Source organism: Chryseobacterium sp. BGA-UO-ETr-SB22 (assembly GCF_059567885.1).
Genome location: NZ_JCAQOV010000005.1, coordinates 2573350 through 2593751 on the forward strand (window position 1 = coordinate 2573350; position 20402 = coordinate 2593751).

26 protein-coding genes are annotated in these 20402 nt (G+C 37.4%); 16 read left to right on the forward strand and 10 right to left on the reverse strand.

Translation table 11 applies throughout. From position 1 onward, the window contains the following. Positions 1–209: 209 nt before the first annotated feature. From AC57AW_RS18915 to AC57AW_RS18965, 11 genes are all read left to right on the forward strand, one after another. Positions 210–425 (forward strand): RebB family R body protein, encoded by a 216-nt coding sequence (locus AC57AW_RS18915; RefSeq protein ID WP_034697211.1) that lies wholly within the window; start codon positions 210–212, stop codon positions 423–425. Positions 426–442: 17 nt separating this feature from the next. Beyond that, entirely contained in the window at positions 443–958 is a 516-nt protein-coding gene (locus AC57AW_RS18920; protein WP_318847117.1) for a hypothetical protein, read from the forward strand. A 38-nt stretch (positions 959–996) separates the two neighbouring features. Further along, positions 997–1185, forward strand: coding sequence for a hypothetical protein (locus AC57AW_RS18925; protein WP_223599393.1), 189 nt, complete (start codon positions 997–999; stop codon positions 1183–1185). Continuing rightward, positions 1182–2012, forward strand: a complete 831-nt coding sequence (locus AC57AW_RS18930) for a hypothetical protein (protein WP_318847116.1) — start codon at positions 1182–1184, stop codon at positions 2010–2012. The genes AC57AW_RS18925 and AC57AW_RS18930 overlap by 4 nt, the downstream gene beginning before the upstream one ends. Positions 2013–2050: 38 nt before the next feature. After that, positions 2051–2437 (forward strand): hypothetical protein, encoded by a 387-nt coding sequence (locus AC57AW_RS18935; RefSeq protein ID WP_496353132.1) that lies wholly within the window; start codon positions 2051–2053, stop codon positions 2435–2437. A 26-nt stretch (positions 2438–2463) separates the two neighbouring features. After that, positions 2464–2691 carry a hypothetical protein gene (locus tag AC57AW_RS18940; RefSeq protein WP_496353133.1) on the forward strand — a complete coding sequence of 76 codons (228 nt, stop codon included), beginning with the start codon at positions 2464–2466 and terminating at the stop codon, positions 2689–2691. 464 nt (positions 2692–3155) lie between these two features. Next, positions 3156–3413 carry a RebB family R body protein gene (locus AC57AW_RS18945; protein ID WP_496353134.1) on the forward strand — a complete coding sequence of 86 codons (258 nt, stop codon included), beginning with the start codon at positions 3156–3158 and terminating at the stop codon, positions 3411–3413. A 77-nt stretch (positions 3414–3490) separates the two neighbouring features. After that, entirely contained in the window at positions 3491–3748 is a 258-nt protein-coding gene (locus AC57AW_RS18950; RefSeq protein WP_077418520.1) for a RebB family R body protein, read from the forward strand. Between the two features lie 81 nt (positions 3749–3829). Next, entirely contained in the window at positions 3830–4087 is a 258-nt protein-coding gene (locus tag AC57AW_RS18955) for a RebB family R body protein (RefSeq protein WP_047387826.1), read from the forward strand. Between the two features lie 84 nt (positions 4088–4171). After that, on the forward strand, positions 4172–4429 hold the full coding sequence (locus AC57AW_RS18960; protein ID WP_488842331.1) for a RebB family R body protein: 258 nt from the start codon (positions 4172–4174) through the stop codon (positions 4427–4429). 85 nt (positions 4430–4514) lie between these two features. Next, entirely contained in the window at positions 4515–4778 is a 264-nt protein-coding gene (locus tag AC57AW_RS18965) for a RebB family R body protein (protein WP_047378387.1), read from the forward strand. Between the two features lie 68 nt (positions 4779–4846). On the opposite strand, the gene AC57AW_RS18970 is transcribed toward AC57AW_RS18965, so the two are convergent. From AC57AW_RS18970 to AC57AW_RS18985, 4 genes are all read right to left on the reverse strand, one after another. Then, positions 4847–5524, reverse strand: coding sequence for a response regulator transcription factor (locus AC57AW_RS18970; RefSeq protein WP_496353135.1), 678 nt, complete (start codon positions 5522–5524; stop codon positions 4847–4849). Between the two features lie 8 nt (positions 5525–5532). Next, on the reverse strand, positions 5533–6282 hold the full coding sequence (locus AC57AW_RS18975; RefSeq protein WP_496353136.1) for a sensor histidine kinase: 750 nt from the start codon (positions 6280–6282) through the stop codon (positions 5533–5535). Further along, entirely contained in the window at positions 6252–6728 is a 477-nt protein-coding gene (locus AC57AW_RS18980; protein WP_496353137.1) for a hypothetical protein, read from the reverse strand. The genes AC57AW_RS18975 and AC57AW_RS18980 overlap by 31 nt, the downstream gene beginning before the upstream one ends. 154 nt (positions 6729–6882) lie before the next feature. Then, on the reverse strand, positions 6883–7593 hold the full coding sequence (locus AC57AW_RS18985) for a hypothetical protein (RefSeq protein WP_496353138.1): 711 nt from the start codon (positions 7591–7593) through the stop codon (positions 6883–6885). A gap of 205 nt (positions 7594–7798) precedes the next feature. Between AC57AW_RS18985 and AC57AW_RS18990 the strand changes: the two genes are divergently transcribed. From AC57AW_RS18990 to AC57AW_RS19000, 3 genes are all read left to right on the forward strand, one after another. Further along, on the forward strand, positions 7799–8434 hold the full coding sequence (locus AC57AW_RS18990) for a LysE family translocator (RefSeq protein ID WP_496353139.1): 636 nt from the start codon (positions 7799–7801) through the stop codon (positions 8432–8434). A gap of 176 nt (positions 8435–8610) precedes the next feature. Further along, positions 8611–9483, forward strand: coding sequence for a helix-turn-helix domain-containing protein (locus AC57AW_RS18995; protein WP_496353140.1), 873 nt, complete (start codon positions 8611–8613; stop codon positions 9481–9483). Positions 9484–9564: 81 nt separating this feature from the next. Then, positions 9565–10287 (forward strand): siderophore-interacting protein, encoded by a 723-nt coding sequence (locus AC57AW_RS19000; RefSeq protein ID WP_496353141.1) that lies wholly within the window; start codon positions 9565–9567, stop codon positions 10285–10287. Between the two features lie 104 nt (positions 10288–10391). On the opposite strand, the gene AC57AW_RS19005 is transcribed toward AC57AW_RS19000, so the two are convergent. The 4 genes from AC57AW_RS19005 to AC57AW_RS19020 form a co-directional block, all read right to left on the reverse strand. Then, positions 10392–10970 carry an NAD(P)H-dependent oxidoreductase gene (locus AC57AW_RS19005; protein WP_496353142.1) on the reverse strand — a complete coding sequence of 193 codons (579 nt, stop codon included), beginning with the start codon at positions 10968–10970 and terminating at the stop codon, positions 10392–10394. Beyond that, the gene (locus AC57AW_RS19010; protein WP_496353143.1) at positions 10967–11989 is read right to left on the reverse strand and encodes a saccharopine dehydrogenase family protein; all 1023 of its coding nucleotides are present in this window, start codon (positions 11987–11989) and stop codon (positions 10967–10969) included. The genes AC57AW_RS19005 and AC57AW_RS19010 overlap by 4 nt, the downstream gene beginning before the upstream one ends. Before the next feature lie 53 nt (positions 11990–12042). Next, complete coding sequence (locus AC57AW_RS19015) at positions 12043–12609, reverse strand: Crp/Fnr family transcriptional regulator (RefSeq protein WP_496353892.1); 567 nt, start codon at positions 12607–12609, stop codon at positions 12043–12045. Positions 12610–13080: 471 nt separating this feature from the next. Further along, positions 13081–14850: an aminopeptidase P family protein gene (locus tag AC57AW_RS19020; RefSeq protein WP_496353144.1), complete on the reverse strand. Its 1770-nt coding sequence runs from the start codon at positions 14848–14850 to the stop codon at positions 13081–13083. 306 nt (positions 14851–15156) lie between these two features. Between AC57AW_RS19020 and AC57AW_RS19025 the strand changes: the two genes are divergently transcribed. Further along, the gene (locus tag AC57AW_RS19025; protein ID WP_496353145.1) at positions 15157–15594 is read left to right on the forward strand and encodes a DUF6526 family protein; all 438 of its coding nucleotides are present in this window, start codon (positions 15157–15159) and stop codon (positions 15592–15594) included. Positions 15595–15792: 198 nt separating this feature from the next. Further along, a complete protein-coding gene (locus AC57AW_RS19030) occupies positions 15793–16899 on the forward strand; it encodes a DNA topoisomerase IB (protein ID WP_496353146.1) in 1107 nt (368 codons plus the stop codon). A gap of 131 nt (positions 16900–17030) precedes the next feature. On the opposite strand, the gene AC57AW_RS19035 is transcribed toward AC57AW_RS19030, so the two are convergent. Next, positions 17031–17921, reverse strand: a complete 891-nt coding sequence (locus AC57AW_RS19035; protein WP_496353147.1) for a helix-turn-helix domain-containing protein — start codon at positions 17919–17921, stop codon at positions 17031–17033. A gap of 149 nt (positions 17922–18070) precedes the next feature. Further along, positions 18071–20317 carry a TonB-dependent receptor gene (locus tag AC57AW_RS19040; RefSeq protein ID WP_496353148.1) on the reverse strand — a complete coding sequence of 749 codons (2247 nt, stop codon included), beginning with the start codon at positions 20315–20317 and terminating at the stop codon, positions 18071–18073. Between the last annotated feature and the right edge of the window lie 85 nt (positions 20318–20402).

Sequence of the window (20402 nt, forward strand, 5' to 3'; positions counted from 1 at the left end):
TCGTAGGAGAATTCCCTTATTTTTTAAAATTCAGTTTTTTCCCTTAATGAAGATTTATTTCGTTTGATGAAATTTGTATCAGACAAAAGAGATCAACAGTCTCACAGTTAAGACTTAATCAAGAAATACTATTAAGGTTGAGTTGAAAGAAAATCTTTGAAAAAAGAGGCTTGAAAATAAAAATAATAATAACCCATTAAAACCAGAATATGGCAGAAACAGTAAACACCCAGACTACAGATGCAGTAACGCAGACCAATGTTACCGTACTTGGTGAGTCTCCCGCACAGGCTATGAGTATGCTTTACCAGATGGCCACCCATGCCAGTGGAATTTCCATTCAGAATTCTGTAACGAATCAGCAGAACTTGAACCAGCTCAACCCTGCGATTGTTGCAGATGCCATTAAAATTTTAAAAGGATAATATAAAACCTTACGATCATGAGTGAAAACAACAGTGAAACCCAACAATCCCAGGCAGCAAATGCTACCACTCCGGCGGAGAAAGCTGTAGTATTTGTGAACAATGAGGTACTGGCCCCGCCTAAGGCTTCCCCAATGACCGGAGTGACAAAAGTAATGATAGAACAGTCTACAGGAATGATGGTTCAGGATTTACAGTCTTTTTTGAAAGGATTTGAGCAGGTAGGTTTGATTGCATTAAGCAGATTGGCCAATAATCTACTGACGTATGGAACGACTTTCGGGCCGGCACCGGGCAGTAAGGAAACCTCCACTCAGATGGCAGAGCATCTGCAAGGCCAGGATGCAGGGAAAGGAAATGAAATGATGAAGGATTTATTCAAAATGGTAAGTGAATATGCTGAAGTGAAGGCTAAGATTTCCAATACTATTTATAATGTCAACACGCCTCCGGTTCCAGTGGCTCTTCCTTCTCCTCCCTCGTTTACGGAAGTTTCTCCTGAGAATGAAGATCCCGAAAAAAAAAACAGGTAGATCCGGTTCCGGAAGAAATCTCATCAGAAAAGGAAGGTATGAGAAAAAGCTTTATCACGGCTGATCATGGGGGAAAATTAGTATTAAAGTCAGTAAAACTGACACAGCCACTCGTAAAACCAGAGATTAAGGAAGCAGTAATTCCTTCAGTAGAACCTGAAGTTAACCGAAAGAAAAAAACAATAATAAGCCAACTCCTTGAAAAAATTAAAATAAATAAAATATGAATTATTCTTCAACAACCAAACCCGCCAAAATTTTAAATCTAGAAAATTTAAATGATTTAAATGAACGACTTTACCTGACCCGAAGCAGTGATATTTCTTATTTTGACACGAGAAGTGCTGATGTGAAAAAGACAGAACATAATGCAGAGCGAGTTATATTTAATCTTCAGACCTCAAACATTAATATTCAGCCTGCTATAAGACTGGTCAACTGCATCAACAGAGGAAATAAAAGATACAATCATTTCCAGTCTTTTGTAGTGGAACCTATAGATAGATCAACGGGAATTGCAGTCATCATGGTGAAACTGGATGATCCAAAAGCTTTTTATTGTAATGTGAGAATTTTACCTTTTACCACCTTAAACGAAATTGCAGTTTCAGATCTTGATTCAAAACTTCTTACGATTAATCTTGAAAAGGCAAAGTGGATTCTTAAAACTGATATCACGATTACGCCATCTGATACGGGAGAAGCCCAGTATTCGGTACATGATGTGGATGTAGCTGCTATTGCCGAACTGGTAAGCCAGGAAGAAATAATTGAATTAAAAAGAGAACTGGAATTCCAGGCTTCTAAACTGATTGCGCATTATTTCCAGGAAATCCTGAGTATTGTAGTGAATGAAAACCCTCCAAACAACGGCAGGCTTCCTGTAATTCCGGATGATTATATCCTTACCCTTCCTCCCAATCAGTTAAAAGAAATGTTGTCAGCTACTGCTATTTCAGCGTGTATAGCTTTAGAGATAACTGGTTATAATGTAGTAAAAGATATTAACCACGACTGGAGGGCTGCGGCGGCATTTATTAATTATCTGCTGTAAAGTAAACGCTCATTTTTCAACTTTATAAAACAGTACTTATGCGCAGAAGAATCCGCAAGAAGGCCCCCGCTCACAAACCTCCGATCCCTGTAACGGAACCTGAAATCATCGAAAAAGAAATCATGCCTTTTGTTTTAAGACATGAAGATGAGATCATTACTTATATCAGGGATAAAGCCATCAAAGAAACGATGAAATCACTGGCTCCACTGCTGGAAAAGCTGGAAGAAGCCGTGAAACAGCAAGAAGTTCCTCAGGTACAGACTGCCGCCGCCCCAGCCCAGGCTGATGCTCCCATGATGAACTACGAAGAACAATTGAAAAGACTTCAGGAGGCATCTACGGCAAAGGTAAAGGAGAAAGAACTCAAAATAATGGACAGAATGAATAAGCTGAGTGCCAGATTTGGTAATATCCGTCCATAAAAACATCAAAACCAACAGATAATAGTATGAACGAAATTGATACCATAGTTATGGGAATGTCTACCGCTGTACCTAACGCTATTTCAACACAGGTAAGTGCACATTCTACGGGTGCAATGCAGATCAATTCTGCCTTGAACCAGCAACGAAATAACATGACCGCCATCAGCAGCTATGTCATGGGAGTAAAAAAAATGAGTCCAAAGAATATGAAAATAAAAGAATTGGAGACCATTAGGAAGGGACGTTTTTAGTTCCGGTTTCCACACAACCACGGATGCGGTTTATATCCTCTGTTAAGATGAAATCCGGTGCCCTCCATATATATACAATCAGGTCAACATTTATCTTACACCGCCTTTCAGATGCTGTCTGTGTACAGAAGCAATTTTTCAGAATCCATCTTTAGCCCAAAGGAATCCAGCATTGCCAGCATACCTGCAGTAGAAATTTATTTTTAAGACAGATATTAAAAATAAAAACCGCATCCTTTTTATCAAAATATATGCTTTAAAACTCACGCAGATTTTACAGATAGGGTTTCAATCATTGTATTCAGAGCCATCCTTCAGATCCAATCACTTACAACCTGTCAATACCAATGCTTTTGAAATGTATTCATCTGCAGGATCTGTAGTGAGTTTAAAATAAAATAGAAAACTAGTTTACCTCAATAATTATTAACCGAGATCAGATCTCAACAAAAACAAAAACAATTATGCCAGTTAATGAACAAATCACAGACGCAGTAACGCAATCGAACGTGAAAGTAGTAGGAGAATCTCCTGCAATGGCTTTAGCCAACGTGTACCAATCTGCAGCCCATTCTACAGGAATTATGTTTGAAAATGCAGTGAATGCACAAAACCAACAGAACATTTTAGGTCAGGCAGCTACCACTCAGGGTATTCTGCAGATCTACAGCCTGGATACGGTAGCAGATGCAGTTTCTATTGCCAAGGTTCTTAAGCCTTAATTTTAGACTTTTTTGATAAAAAGTAATGCTCAGCCGGAAAACCCGGTCGTTTTTTAACCTAAATAAACAATATCATTATGCCAGTTAACGAACAAATCACAGATGCAGTAACCCAATCGAACGTAAAGGTAGTGGCAGAATCTCCTGCAATGGCTTTGAGTAATGTGTATCAGTCTGCTGCCCATTCTACGGGAATTATGTTTGAAAATGCGATGACTGCTCAAAATCAGCACAACATCGTAACGCAAGCAGCTACTACACAAGGGATCACTCAAATCTACAGTAAAGATACCATAGCTGATGCCATCTCAATTGCTAAAATCCTTAAACCTTAATTCATTTTTGCAGACCGCAAATAAAAACTTTTTAAAAGCCGGAAGAACCGGTTATTCTAACCCAAATAAACAATAATCATTATGCCAGTAAACGAAAAAATCACAGACGCAGTAACTCAATCCAACGTAAAAGTAGTAGCAGAATCTCCAGCAATGGCACTTGCCAACGTATATCAGTCAGCTGCACATTCTACAGGAATCATGTTTGAAAATGCAGTAAATACACAAAACCAACAAAACATTGTCACTCAGGCAGCGACTACACAGGGAATCACTCAGATCTACAGTCTTGATACCATTGCTGATGCTGTTTCTATGGCGAAAATCCTTAATCCGTAATTCATTTTTGCGAACAGCTTAAATACCATTGTCCGAGCAACCGGAAAATCCGGTTGTTTTTAACCCAAATAAACAATAATCATTATGCCAGTAAACGAACAAATCACAGACGCAGTAACGCAATCGAACGTAAAGGTAGTTGCAGAATCTCCTGCAGTAGCTTTAAGCAACGTATATCAAACGGCTGCCCATTCTACGGGAATTATGTTTGAAAATGCGGTGAGCGCACAAAACCAACAGAACATTGTAAATCAAGCAGCTACTACACAAGGAATTGCACAGATCTATAGCCTGGATACTATAGCAGACGCGGTTTCTATGGCCAAAATTCTTAATCCATAATCCATTTTTGCGAAAAGCTTAAATACCATTATCCGAATAACCTGAAAACCTGGTTGTTCTTTAACCCAAATAAACAATAATCATTATGCCAGTAAACGAACAAATCACAGACGCAGTAACGCAATCGAACGTAAAAGTAGTAGCAGAATCTCCTGCAATGGCTTTAAGTAACGTATATCAATCCGCTGCTCATTCTACAGGAATCATGTTTGAAAATGCAGTGAATGCACAAAACCAGCAAAACATTTTAGGTCAGGCAGCTACCACTCAGGGTATTCTGCAGATCTATAGCCTGGACACTGTAGCAGATGCGGTTTCTATTGCTAAAGTATTGAATCCTAAATTATAGTGTATTTTTAGATTTCTTGTGGTCAGGGAGTACATTCATGTGCTCCCTGATTCTTTTTTGGATACAATCTATTTATCAAATAATACGATTTCGTTCGGATCTATCACCTGATTCTGCACCGCGTAAATAACAAGTCCCGCCATATTTTTCACTCCTGTTTTGATCATCAGATTGGTTTTATGGGTTTCTACCGTTTTAGGAGAAATAAAAAGAGAATCTGCAATTTCCTTAGTACTCATCTGCTGGCAAACCAGTCGCAGAACATCAATTTCCCTGTCGGTAAGCTCATTTTTAGAAAAGGCATGAAACTCCGGAAGCTTATTGGAAAGCTGGCTTCTCATAACGTCAATCTGATCATTTGAAAAATAATGTCCTGTGTGATGAACGGTTTTGATGACAGCCAATAATTCTTCCAATTCAATTTCTTTGGGCAAAAAAGCATGGGCTCCCATTTTCAGCATCTGTCCCATAAAGGAACGGCGGTAAAAACTGGAAAGAACAATGATTTTTGTTTCAGTTTCCCTTTTAGCCAGTTCGGACATTACTTCAAGGCCATCACCGTTTGTCATTCTCAGATCCAGAATCAGAATATCTAAAGCCCCGGAATCCTCGGTTAGAAATTGATAACCGCCTGTTGAGGTCAGTATAACCTGATAATCCCCATTATTATCGATATAATTTTTCAAAAGCTGTACAAACAGCAGATCATCATCTACAATTCCGATTTTAATTTTTGTGTGTTCCATGTTTATTTTTATTGTATTGCCATACAGGCTATGAATTTTGTTCCTTTTTCAGGCTGTGTTTTAAGTTTATAGATTGCTTCAATTTTTTGTGCTCGTGACTGAATATTTCTCAGCCCAATACCTCCTGAATGGGTTTCCATGATAAAACCCCGCCCGTTATCTTCTATGGTCAGCATCAGATAATTTAGGGATATTCTCAAAGATACATCTACTCTGGTGGCTTCAGCATGTTTCAAAATATTGGTAATCAGTTCCTGTACAATTCTGAAAAGATTCAGTTTTACAGGGTTGCTGATCTGTGTTTTTATGGTGATTTGGCGGAAAATGACCTCTATATTTTTATTAACCTGTTCCAGATAATCTGCAATTAAATCTGCCAGTTCAATCTCATCGAGGTCCGGCGGTGTAAGATTATGGGATAATTCCCGTATCAGCTGCATGGATCTTTTTAAATCATGATTGAGCTCTTCAGAATTTTTATCCGTAAGATTCAAACGGATGAGGTTCAGCTGTGAGATAATATTATCATGAAGTTCTTCTGCCAGTCGCTCTCTGTCCTGTTCCTGTAAAAGCAGCATGTTCTCCCAATATTCCTTTTTCGTATTCCGGACAAGCTGAGAGACTTTCTGTTTGTTTTTCTTAATACTTTTTAAATAATTAATAACCAATAACGTAATGAATACCGTTGTTAAAAAAAACAATGCAATACCAATCCATATCCATAGAACTATCTGATCCTGATTTTCCCAACGCCACATCCCAGATTAATAAAAGCAATATAAAAAGATAATAACAAGAAGCCTCTGAAAAGCCAGATAGGAGCGACCCAATTCAGATGGTTACTGATTAAGAAATTAAAGGTAGTAGAAATGATACATTCAATAGAAAAAAACAGAAACACAATAACGTTCACAATAAACATATTCTTCTCTGCCCTGCCCTCCTTGATAATCTTCATAAAATAAGAGGCTGCATAACTACAAATAATAACACTGGTCACAATATTGGAATAAAAAGTAATCAGATTGCCGTTTTGTACATACAATATATTAGTAATGAATGTCAATACTGCATAGCCGTAGATAGCCCATCTTACCTCACGGGAAAGCTGGATATAATAGTTACTATAGATCACGGTAAGAATCATCAAACCAAAAAACTGGCTCAGTGTATAATTGTAGATGTTGAGTGTATTTAATTTCATCAGCCGGTTTGCCAAGTCCGTGAGCTCCAGCAAAAACTCACCTGAAAGAAGCACAATCACAGGGATTTTTGTTTTTATCCCTTCTTTTACCAATACAATCAATCCTGTGCATAAGACCAGGTTAATAATAATTTGTAAATACAGGGATAAGCTGTTATACGAAAACACTGGTGCTTTGCTTCAAAAGTTGATAATCATTAAGAGTATCAATGGTAAAAGGAGGTCTTGGCGTGGAATAATTTTCTGCAGTCTCACTCATATGATTTACCGCCAGGCTTTTCACAGTAATAATTTCGATATGATAAGGAAACTCCGGATCTTTTTTCTCCAGATCATCAGTAAGCCCGAAGAAACTGGTACAGGTTTGTCCTCCAGTAATTCCCATTCTGTCATAATCTGAAAATGGAATAGAAATCAGCTGAAAAATATCTTCTGTTTTCTGAGCCTGCAGCCACGCAGTACCAAACATGTTCCATCTGAAATTACGGTTAATGGCTGATTCGGAAGTAATGGGCGGAGGATTCACCTCAAAGTCATTTCTGCTTTCCATCTTTTCTTCACTGAAATTGCGGGAAAACTCTTTAATAATGATGTTACTAAAATTAGCATCTTTATCACTTTTAGAATCAATCAGGAAAAATTTCAAATGACCACCATCAATGCCTACATACGCATGAATTCTCTTGAGTTCTTCGGTTCCAAGATTATTTTTCCATTGTTCAATATTCTCACCCGAAACACTGAAATGAGTTCCCTGATTTAAAAAATTCAAAATTTCTGCCCCATTTGTATCAATTCCGTTTTTATAAGAATCAATAAGATTTTTCCATTTTCTGATGGCTTCAAAGATGTTTTCAGTAGTCATGATAGTATTTATTTGTGAATGATAATTATTTTATGTGTTGAAATTACAAAAAAAACAGACTGGTATTTATTTTTAAATCACATTCAAGTGGAAAATAAAATTTAATTGAGTAAAAATTAATATTTGCTCAATTTTTTATAAAATTAGATCAGGTACAGTCTGTATCTTTGTGCCGGGAATACTCTCATTTAAATACCAACTACCAATGATTCCATTTCACGAACTTATATTTTTCATCCTGGCAGCACTCATTTTAGTGATCAGTCCAGGTCCAAATATGATTTACCTGATTTCAAAATCGATAACACAGGGAAAAAAGTCCGGGTTTATCTCCTTAGCCGGAGTGGTATGCGGTTTTTTATTCCACATTATCATGGTATCTTTTGGGCTGACTGCTGTTTTGCTTGCCGTTCCATTGGCTTATACCGTTCTTAAAGGTTTAGGAACTGTTTATCTTTTATACTTAGCTTATCAGGCCATTAAACCAAAGAGCAGGAATATTTTTGATGTAGATAAGACAGGAACTCATGACAGCCCTAAAAAGCTTTTCACCATTGGTTTTTTAACGAATGTATTAAATCCGAAAGTGGCTGTATTTTATCTGTCTTTCTTCCCTCAGTTTATCAAACCTGAGTATGGTTCCGTATTCACACAGAGCCTTGAACTTGGAGTTATTCAGGTATTGATCAGCTTCAGTATTAACTTTATCATTGTATTAACAGCAGCAAGAGTTGCGCTATTCTTTTCCAACAATCCGGTCTGGGTAAAGGTTCAGAAGTGGTTTATGGCAAGTGTCTTGACCTATCTGGCTATAAAAATGGCATTTTCAAAAGCGAAATAGAATCCGGAACAGGTTTCTTTCTGTTCCGAATTCCGGTGTATATTCATATAAAATCTGATCTGAAGAAAGCATCATCACTATGCACCGCGAATTTGAGATTAATATACCGGATGTAAAACCGTGAAAATACGTAATTTTACGGTTGCGTATTTATCCTCATAACAACAGGTTTACAGATGAAGCAGACAATTCCTACGTATGATTTAAACGGCATTTCTCACCACAAATTCCATGTCAAAAGAATGGATGAGCGTACTCAGGATGCTGAGGATATTCTTTTGGATAAAGGAATACACCGGGACAGTCATTATATTTTCACCTGTATGGAAAGCGGCCATGTAAAAATGATGGTAGATTTTAAAATGATTGAATCAAAAGATTCCGGTATTTTCTGTGTATTGCCGGGACAGGTACATCAGGGGCTTTTGATGAAAGACGTTTGCGGATGGTTTGTGGCTGTAAAAGCAGAGCTTGTTCCTGATACGGTGCGTTCTTTTTTTGATGAATCTCTGAGTGAAATACAGCCACTATTGATAGATAAAAGCCTCATTAAAGAAATAAATACCACAGCCGGTATGCTCCATGCTTCTTATACAGATGAGATGCTTTCCTCTAAAGAAGGATTTCTGGTTGTACAGTCATTGCTTAATGCGTTCCTGGGAATGTTTGCTCTGATCTATTCCCGAAATAATCAATCTCCTGCTTCCAGTGAAAACCGGACTTTACAACTATCCAGAATATTCAGAAGCTTGGTTAGGAAGGATTTTAAAACCTCGAAAAGTCCATCCGAATATGCAGAGATTTTAAATATTACAAGAGGATATTTGACGGAGGCTGTCCGGGAAGCAACCGGGAAGCCTGCGCAGCACTGGATTCACCAGGAAATTTTAATTGAAGCTAAAAGATTGTTGGTATTTACTAGCCTAAGTGTAAAAGAGATTGCTTATGAGCTTGGATATAGCGATCACACTTATTTTAGCCGCTTATTTTCCAAACTGGAAGACCAATCTCCATCAGAATTCCGGAACCTACATCATAACAAACATTAACCACGAATAGTCCAATTATTCCCACGAAACAGCTATCGGTATTTTCTGATTTTGCAACGTCCTTTGCAATAAAAATCATTTATGCCGAGCTTACCAAAATGGATCAATGACACAGTAGAAAATGTCTGGTCCTCAAAATTTAAAGACTGCACCGTTATCCATATAGAAAAAATTACGAATGATCTTCGTCTCATACGTTTTAAAACAGATTTACAGGATGTTTCTTACGAACCTGCCTATGCAATTGGGATAAGAATCAACGGGCGTGATTTCCGGAATTATTCTCCCTTCAACTTCAACCAGGAAGCAGGAACTTTTGATGTTTTATTTCATCTGCATGACTCTTCTGCTGCCGGAAGCCATTTTGTGACCCAGCTATCTCCCGGAGATTCCATAAAACTTTTAATGCCCAGAGGAAAACAATTTTTTGCTCCCGATGCGAAAATTCATTTTTCTGTGGGGGACGAAACCTCACTGGGAAGTTCTCTTTCAATCAAAGAAGCTGTGGAGGAAAATGATTCTTTATTTATCTGTCTTCATGAACTGGAAGAGTGCTCTGCTCTTGAAAAACTGAATTTATACGGCTATCATTGTCCAAAAAACAATACTATGAGAATGATTGAAGCGCTGAATGATTTTCTGAGGGAAGAAAAAGAAGCTATCTATAATGATGATGCTGTTTTCTACCTTACCGGAAATGGAGAACGAATGTCTCTGATCAGGAAATTTCTTAAAGCCAGAGGAGTTTCACCCAAATGTATAAAATCACAAGCGTATTGGATTGAAGGAAAAAAAGGATTGTGAGAAACGGCAAACAGTTGATATTTTCACTGTAACAATGAAACTTTATCCGACAATAGAAAATTATTGACGGATAAAGTTATCATTACTACATCCTAAAATTTAAATTATTTCTGTTTCTTCCCTAATTCCTTCACTTTTCTTAACCATTGAACCCGCTGCTCATCTTTAGAATTTCGGATGATTCCGATATAAGTCAGTTTTACAGGTTTTACGCCACAGTATTCCAATATGGATTTTTTAAGCTGATTGACGCTGGGTCTGCCAAAAAACAGACGGTAATACCAACCTGGCTGATCTAATGTAGTAATGATATGGGCTGTTTTACCTTTTAAAAGCTTGTCCCACCACACAGAATTCTCACGGAATTTATAGGCCATTCCCGGTAAGAAAAGGCGGTCTATAAATCCTTTCATCACGGCTGGAAATCCTCCCCACCAGACAGGATGTATCCAAACCAAATGGTCAGCCCACTGAATAATTTCCCACGCTTTCATCAGATCCGGCTCAAGCTCCATTCTTTTCTGGTAGCCAAACTGCAGATTAGGATTAAATTTCAACTCTCTTATGACAATTTCCTTTACTTCTGCACCTGTTTCTACGGCTCCTGCCCTGTAAGCTTCTGCCACTCCAAAGTTGAAAGAATCTTTATTGGGATGTCCGTTGATAATTGCTATTTTTTTCATTGTGTGACATTAATGTTGATGGTTTCATAGGTATGAAGCTGCGCCATTAATGCTAAAGGTTCATGCAGCTGATGGCTGAAATAAACATTGTTTTCATGCGGATTTCTCAGCAGTTCTTCGGTATGCAGAACAGCAGATAAAGCGGTAAGTTCGGCCTGCCCTTTCATGCTTCGTAAGCTCAGTTTCTTCTGACCTTCTTTATCTTTTACCACAATTTCAAACACAGACTGATCTCCGTTTCCGCTAGATCCAAAGATCATTTTTCTTTCTTTTAATGATAAAATATTAAAGATTCTCAGGTATTGAAAAGATCCCAGCAGCCAGGTAATGAATTTCGAGTTATAAGTCATTTTTACACTTACTCCGGGAATCCGTTCTACTTTATTAAGAATATAGAGATCCGGCACATCAAAGTTATAAGCGCTTCTCTCTCCTATTCCAAAAGAGAATTTAAAAGATTCTGTGTTTAAAAAGTGTCTGATAGAAACAGGCTTATCATTCTTATAATGCACAAAAGGAACGGCTACATTTTCTGCCATAAAATGGGCTGAGCTCTCTCCCGCCAGATCTTTTACAGAATAATACACAAATACCTTTACTTCCTCAATATCATCTGAATTGGAAAGGGTATTGACCAATCCCGGTACGATTCCGCCCATCCATCCTGAACTGAAGACAATTCTGCTGTTCACATCTGCTTTTCCTGCAATATCATAAGCTTTTACCAATGCCGGAGTAGGTTTTGTAATATCCAGATAATCTATATGATTGGCAATGGCAAAACGAAGTACATAATCTTCTTTATCATTCACAGAAAGAATAATGAGGTTTATTTTTTTTTCCAGAATAACCTTAAAAGTAGAAGGATCTGTGACATCAATTTTCAGGTGCTTATCCGTTTGTCCTCCTTTTCGTCCTCCAATATAAACAGTAAGATGAGGGTTTCTTGATTTCAGAATGCGGGAAATAGTTTTACCAACCAATCCATTTCCTCCAATGATTAAAATATTTTGCTCCATAACTTTTTTTGACAAAAGTATAGCGCTCGGATTGCAATGAACAGGACAAATGTCTAAAAAGAAACTTCCTTTCTGATACGGCTCAAATGCCTTTGTGTAATTCCCAGGTAAGAAGATAAATACTGTAATGGAATTTTCTGAATGTAATCAGGATGATTCTTTAATAATGTTTCATACCGCTGCGCTGCGCTGTCTCTCTGAAGCTGAAAAAAGCGTGTTTCAAGTTCAAGATATTCCTGTTCTGCAATAATCTTTAAAAATTTTGTCCAGTTAATGCTATTCTTTACCAGCTCATCTACTGCTTCTTTTTTAAGAATAATCAGCTCTGCATTGGTAATAGCCTGCATACTTTCTTTACTGGGACATCCTGAAATAAATGATGAATAGGCAGCGATCATATGATTGGGAAACCTAAAGCAATAGGTCATGTCTTTTCCTTCATCTGAAGTATAAAAGGAACGGAAAATACCGGATTTCACCAATCCTACTTCTCTGCAAAGTTCTCCTTCCTGTATAAAATAATCATTTTTATTAACGAGTCTTACCTCGGAAAATTTCAGAAATTCTTCAATTTCATCCTCTGAAAACAGATTAAAGCTTTGAAAGTAATCACGTATCATCATTCTTCAAATTAAGTGCATTCTAATGAAACACGAAAATAGATAAAAGATGAATGCAACATGCTTTATAAACGCAAAGTTTTCATTTTTTCTAAGATTTTATTTTAAGTGAGCAAAGATAAGATCAATTCCATTGATCCTTTTTAAGCGAATGTATAACCCATACAAACTTCAATTAACAGCAAAAAAAAAATCATCTCAGGACGAGATGATCACCGTTTTGAATTTACTTGAGTTATTTATGAAGATATGAATGATGTTTTGTTGTAACAAAGATAGGTCAACACTGTTTTTTATCCATCAGTAGAATCCCTAGAATTATATCCGTAAAAATACGGTTGTATAAAAAGAAAAGCCCTGCAGGAAATACCTTACAGGACTTTGGTTTATCTAACAATTCTTTTGTTTGATGTTTAAAAATCAAGATATAAAGCAATGATTTCATTTACTTTAAACCCTGACTTTTCTTTATTAAAGAGGACTTACCAATTGCAGGAACCATTCTTTAACTTCTCCTTCCAAATAAGGAGCAAGTTTTTCTTCACATGTTTTATGGTAACCATTCAACCATGCGATTTCACTTTCTGAAAGAATTTCTTTCGTTACTGTATCTTTGAAGAACGGGCAGAATGTCAATGTTTCAAATTCATAGAACGTTCCGTGAATTGTTTTTTCTGCTTCTTTTACTGCAATCAGGTTTTCGTGACGAATTCCGTAATGTCCTTCAAGGTAATATCCAGGTTCGTTTGAACATACCATACCCGGAAGAAGTTCCTGAGGGTTCAGGTCTTTTCTGATATTTTGCGGTCCTTCGTGTACATTCATGAAGCTTCCTACCCCATGTCCTGTTCCGTGGTTGAAATCTTTGCCTTCCATCCATAACGGAAGTCTTGCAATAGCATCAAGGTGTACTCCTTTCGTACCTTTCGGGAATTTTACCATTGATAAACGGATCAATCCCTGTAATACTAATGTTGAATTTCTTTTAAACTCTTCCGAAGGTGTTCCTAAGGCGAAAGTTCTTGTAATATCTGTAGTTCCTTCAAGGTACTGACCTCCTGAATCTACCAGGATGGTTTCCTCATTAGTAACTTCTTTACTTCCTTCTTTTTTGGCAGAATAGTGCATGATGGCACCATTATCTTTATATCCTACGATTGAACCAAAGCTTTCTCCCACAAAGTTTTCTCCTTCTGCACGGAAGCCTCTCAGTTTTTGTCCGATAGAATATTCATTCATGGCTTCTTTTCCGGCATTGTGAGTTAACCAATAAAGGAATTTCACCATAGCCACTCCGTCTCTTACCATTACTTTTCTGAAACCTTCAAGCTCAGTTTCGTTTTTCTGTGCTTTCATCAGGTTACCAGGAACCGGAGCTTTAATAAACTGGTTGTCTGTTTTTAATGTTTCAAAAATCTGTTGGTTGCTGTTGGGAGAAACCAGTACTTTTTCATTTTTGAAAGTCTTCAGGTAATTGTAGAATTCTTCGTAAGGCATCATTTTCACAAAGGAATCATCCATTTGCTTTCTTGCCCCTACTTCCATTTTTTCTAATCCTGTGAAGAGAACCGCATCATTTTTAGTAATTACAATATACCCTAAAAATACAGGGTTGCTTTCTACATCACTTCCTCTCAGGTTGGCTGTCCATGCTACATCATCCAGACTTGATATGATGTGTACGGTAGCTTCCTGATCTTCCATTTTCTGGCGGATGGCAGCAATTTTATCAGAAACAGATTTACCTGCTCTTTCTACCGGATGCACAAAAATTGGGTTGGCAGACGGCGTTCCTCTTTCTTTCCAAACTTCTTTTAAAAGCGGAAAATCTACTAACGTACTATTTTTTGAATTAAATTTCTGAGAAAGCAGTTCCCAGTTGGCATTAGAAGCTGCTAAAGCATTTACTGCCACTTTACCACCAGAAGGGATTTCTGAAATGATCCAGTCAATATAATTAGGAGTTCCTTCCATACCGTCTTTGAAAAGATCGATTCCTGAACCATCCAGCTCGATAGCGGCTTGTGTAAAGTATCTTCCGTCTGTCCAAAGTCCGGCTTTGTCTTTGGTAACTACCACAAAACCAGCGGAACCTAGGAAACCTGACAACCAAGCTCTCTCCTGCCATTCTTCAGGTAGATATTCGCTCATATGCGGGTCTGCAGAATATACTATAAATGCATCAACATTATTTTTCTGCATTTCTTCACGAAGTGCAGCAACTTTTTCCTTTGAAGTCATTCTTTTCTTTTTTAAACACCGAAAGTTACGAAAAATTTGAAGTCGGGAGCTGAAATCTAACGGCTATTTTACTTAATAATCTGTTATTTTATCAGGAATTCTTTTTGAGGAAATATGCAATTTGATTTTTTATGTTTTTATATTAAATCATGTTGATTATTTCCCCCTTAAAGTCACAAAAACACTTTTGATATTCTCATTAAAATGTTAAACATATTTGATAAAATAAATCATTTTCACTTAAAAAAAACTACCACATTATCAAAATAATAAATTTTTGGAAAGATTATTGCTGTATTCTACTCCATGAAACAGCAGAACTATAATAACCACAGGAAGTTTTATCCACCTCATCATTTTATTTATCTTCCTTTGCTCATCCTATTGGAGATTTTCGGAATTTATAAAATCTGGGATGACCCTGGAAATCAGCTGACCTGGATTTTATTTTCTATAGTGATTTTTCTGCTTTTTTATCTGGCATTTATGACACGGCAGCATTACGCATTGGGACTTCAAAACCGGATGGTGATTCTTGAATTTAAGCAGCGGTATTTTGAAATTTTCAATAAAAGATCAGATGAAACTGTTGAAAAACTAAGATTTGATCAGATTGCTGCATTGAGATTTACCTATGACGATGAGTTCAAGGAGCTTTTATACAGAGCTCTTCATGAAAACATCTCAGGAGATGAAATTAAAAGGTCTATCAAAAAATGGAGGGCTGACCGACTCAGAATCTAACACCTCAACATAATATATCTTATGAAAAAGTGGAGCTTTTACAGTATCACGATATTAAGTTTGTTGATACTAACAAGTTGTGAAGCAGTAGAAACAATTTTTAAGGCAGGAATGTGGTGGGGAATTCTCTTAGTCTGTGTAATAGTAGGGATTCTTTTACTGATTTTTTCGAGGGGTAAAAACTCTTAACCATGCTTTATGGAGAAGAACACAGATTTGGAGATGATTTCTCACCTTAAGCCTTCCAAAATTGTTAAAATAATGAAGGACCCGGAAGCTTCTGCAAAGGCGGTACATCTTGTATATACCACCGATGCAGAAACCGCCGGAATTACCCGTAAGAAAACAGGAAAAAAATATTCCTATTATAAAGACGGTAAAAAAATAAAGGATAAGGAAGAGATTACAAGAATCAACAGCCTGGTACTTCCTCCTGCCTGGGAAAATGTATGGATCTGCGCCCTTGATAACGGGCATCTTCAGGCAACCGGCTTTGACATCAAAAAAAGAAAACAATACCGCTACCATCCTCTTTGGAGCGCTTTAAGAAATCATACGAAATTTTACAGGATGCTTCAGTTCGGGTATGCATTACCAGACATCCGGCTGCAGGTAGAACAGGATCTTGCTCAGAGAAATTTTGAGAAGCGGAAAATTCTTGCCTTAATTGTAAGTCTTATGCAAAGAACCAATATTCGTATTGGTAATACCATTTATGAAAAGCTGTACGGTTCTTTTGGTTTAACTACCTTAAAGGACAAGCATGTGAAGGTAAATGGACAGAAAATCACATTTTCTTTTAAAGGCAAGAAAGGCATTATGCATAACGTTGATCTCAGAAGTAAAAGGCTGGCAAGACTTATTCAGAAATGTAAGGATATTCCGGGGAAAGAACTTTTCCAGTATTTTGATGATGAAGGAAACCGCCATTCTGTGGATTCTGGGATGGTGAATGACTATATAAAGGAAATAAGCGGGGAAGATTTTACAGCTAAAGATTTCAGGACATGGTCCGGAACAGTAAGTGCTTTGATTGCATTTAAAGAAATAGGGTATGCAGAAAACAATACTGAGTATAAAAAGAAAGTAAAAGAAGCCCTGGAGATGGTTGCAGAGAATTTAGGAAATACTTCGGCTGTCTGCAAAAAGTATTACGTTCATCCTCTGGTTATCAATCTTTACGAAAACAACAGCATCAAAAAATACCTTGACGAACTTGAAATCATAGAAGAAAATGACGGAAAAGCTGATCTGACACAAGAAGAAAGGCTTGTTCTGAAAATTCTGGAAAACGAGAGAATGTAGGAATTTTTTGGTCAATAGTGAATGATGAATTTGCTTCGCAGTGAATTTTTATACTATACTTCATGGATTCTATTGACTATTCACCTGCGCAGCAAAAACTAACCATTGATATTAAAATTATATTCTTTACATCAAACTGAAATCCTATTATTATTTAAAAACTGGATTCTGTACTCTTTCGGGGTAATGCCTGCAATTTTTTTAAAAAGCTGGGTAAAATGGGAAGCGGTATGAAAGTTCAGTTCGTAAGCAATCTCTGCAATATCTTTACTGGAGTGAAGTAATGCTTTACTGTAATTGATGTCAATCTCATTAATCCATTGTTTTGGGGATTTCTGGGTAACACCTTTTACACATTTATTCAGATAGCTTTCTGTTACAGACAGTTTATCGGCATAAAATGCCACTCTTTTTTCTCCCACATGATATTTAAACAAAAGATCCCGGAACTGAAGGGACAATTCCATAGGGCGTGTCGCAGATTTGTGATGGGTATCAGAATCTGTACTCAGCATTTTGATCAAAATAAGATGGAGCATCGTAACCACTACATCATTGATATTAAGATTATTCAACCATAATTCCTGCTCCATAATGGGAAGAAGCTGGGTAATGGTTCCATAGGTCAGGCTGTCCAGATTCAGGAAGGGAGTCATGAAAAAGATACTGCTTTTATGCTTAGGCAGTTCCTGTTCAGACAGGATATTATTTTCATAGGCAAGGAAGAACCCTTCAATATCATCGGATAATTCTACGGTTGCTGTTATTGTTCCCTGTTTGATAAAGATAACCCCGCCTTTTTCAGCATAGTATTCTTTATTTTCAAGGTATTGTCTCATATGACCGTTGGTAACGAAAATAATGAAATTAAACGTTGTACGGTACGGAATCACCGGCATCAGAATGCCTTTAAGGTAATTTTCTATCCGATAGAGCTGTATATCAGCATTATTAGCTAATATCTTGTCCGTAATATTGGAAAGAAAAAGTTTTTTATATTGAAAATTGGATAGAACTTCCATATCCTTGTTATGATTATTTAAAGTTATACAAAATATTTGAAAGCAAAGGAGGCAAGTAAAAGAGTGAAAAAGCTAAAGCGTAAATGGTAAAACCCCCGAAACACGTATCCCGAAAACTTTCCAAACCTTATACTTTCTCACTCATTCATTTAGAATTTATAGTACACTCCTACTCTCACTCCAAAAGGACTTCCTGGTGTATAGGTAAGATCTGTAATAGGTTCTGCCTCTCCTTTTAGCTGGGTTTCTGTGGCAAACTGGGCTTCATTCCATTGTACATTGAAAAGGTTGTTGACCTGAATATTGGCACCCCACTTCTGACGGTTATAGGAAAGCATAAGATCGTTTACAAAGTAAGCTTTGGTTCTGATACTGTTATCCTCTACAGCTGGTCTTACTCCAAGGTAACGATACTGGAGTCCTAAAGAAAAGCCATGCAGGAAATCCCAGTTTACAGATCCTGTACTGGTTACTACCGGAGCCAGCGGAACATAATCCTGTCCTTTTTCTTCTTCTGTAAATCTTGCATGAGAATAGTTGATATCAGCATTCAGATAAAAGTTTTCCAACGGCTGGAAACGGACTCCAAGATCGGCACCGAAGCGTCTTGATTTCCCGGAAGGTTCTACTACAGCATCGTCTCCTACATACACAAACTCCTGTTGCAGATCCATATACCATAATGCCGGAGTAATAATCAAAGATTTGAACGGATGTAATCTTACCCCGAAATCTGCCCCGATAGAATACGGAAGAGTATTTTCGTTTTTATTGGGAACCACTACTCTGAGATCATTGGAATGGAAGCCCATCCCTGTTTTCAGAAACCACATTACATTGTCGTTCTGAGCGTAGGAGAAGTTCAATTTTGGGCTTAGCCTTGTTGCTTCTTTTGACTGTCCGGACGGCAGTTGTTCTACATCCAGCAGATTGTGCATATTAAAGATAAAATGATCTACTCTCAACGCTGGATTGATGGTCCATTTTCCTGTTTTCCATACCAATCCTGAGTAGGCGTGAAGATTGGTTTCTGTTCCTGTCACATCTGATAATCTGTCAAGCAGCATATCTCTGTGATAGACATGATTAAGCTGTAAAGTATTAATATCATCATTTCTTAACCCTATTCCTGAAGTCCAGTTTAAAGAGCTGTTTGCAAAGGAATACGTCTTTGTATATTTTATTTCTGCACCATAAATATTCCTTCCGTCGGTCTGTTGAATTTCATCTCCGTGGTCTTTATCTTTTAAATTAAAGGTAAAATCAGAATACAGATTGAAATTATATTTTGAATAGAAAGCCATGGCATCAATCTGCTCGGAAGGAGAAATGATGTGCTTAAAGTTCATCTGAAGGTTTGTTCTGGAAGTTTTACCGCCCTCTGTAGGATCAATACTTCCCCATCTGCCAATAATTCCTTCATCTACAGCTCGCTCCGGAATCTGTCCGGAAGCATTCCATGAAGAATTGAATGTTGAGAACTGAATATTGAAATAATCTTTATCCGTAAGCCACTGGTTATATTTCCCGAAAATATTGACTCTGTTGAAATTCTGTTTTACATCAAAAGGCCCGTCTGTATAGTTGTATTCTGCTGCTATATAGGCATTTTTTCTTCCCAGATCATCATGCAGAATATTGAACATTCCCAAGACTCTTTTTGAGTTGAAAGAACCTCCTTCCAGTTTAATCATACTGTTTTTCAACCCGTTGTAGGTCTGAAAATCTACATATCCTGCTGTATTAAAGTCTCCACGATCCATATAATAAGCTCCTTTTCCGAAATCAATATTATTAACGGTTTCAGGAATCACAAAGTGCAGATCAGAATATCCCTGACCATGAGCATGAGAAACAATATTCACCGGCATTCCGTCAACATTAACGCTTACGTCCGTACCATGATCGGCATCAAATCCTCTTAAAAAAAGCTGTTCAGCCTTTCCGCCTCCGGCATGCTGTGCAATAAACAATCCCGGAACTTTTCTCAACAGATCCTGCGCTGAGCTTACCGGAAATTTATTCAGATCCACTTTGGTAATGGCTGATAAAAACGAGCTGTGATTGATGGCCACTTCAGAAATCTGAAACGGCTTATGCTGTAAGAAAATAACTTTATTTTTATCTTCATCGCTGGTTACCACCCATTTTATCTCATCATATCCCTGACGGCTGATTACAAGGGTATCAGGAAGTGACTTTACAGGGATGGCAAACATACCATCTGCCGCTGTATGAGTATGGCTGTTCCCGTGGTCATATTTTACCAAAGCATCTGCAATGGGAAATTTGTCATCTGCATCTTTAATCAGCAACTGTTTTTCTGTTTCCTGCGCCATCATTTTTCCACTGAATGCCATTGCCAGAAATACGGCTGCTATTTTTGTTATTTTCATTTTTTGTTTAGTTAAATTATAAATTAGATAAGTGATGAGAGAGAATAGACAAAGAGATGAGAGACTGGGAACATTCACACGTAAA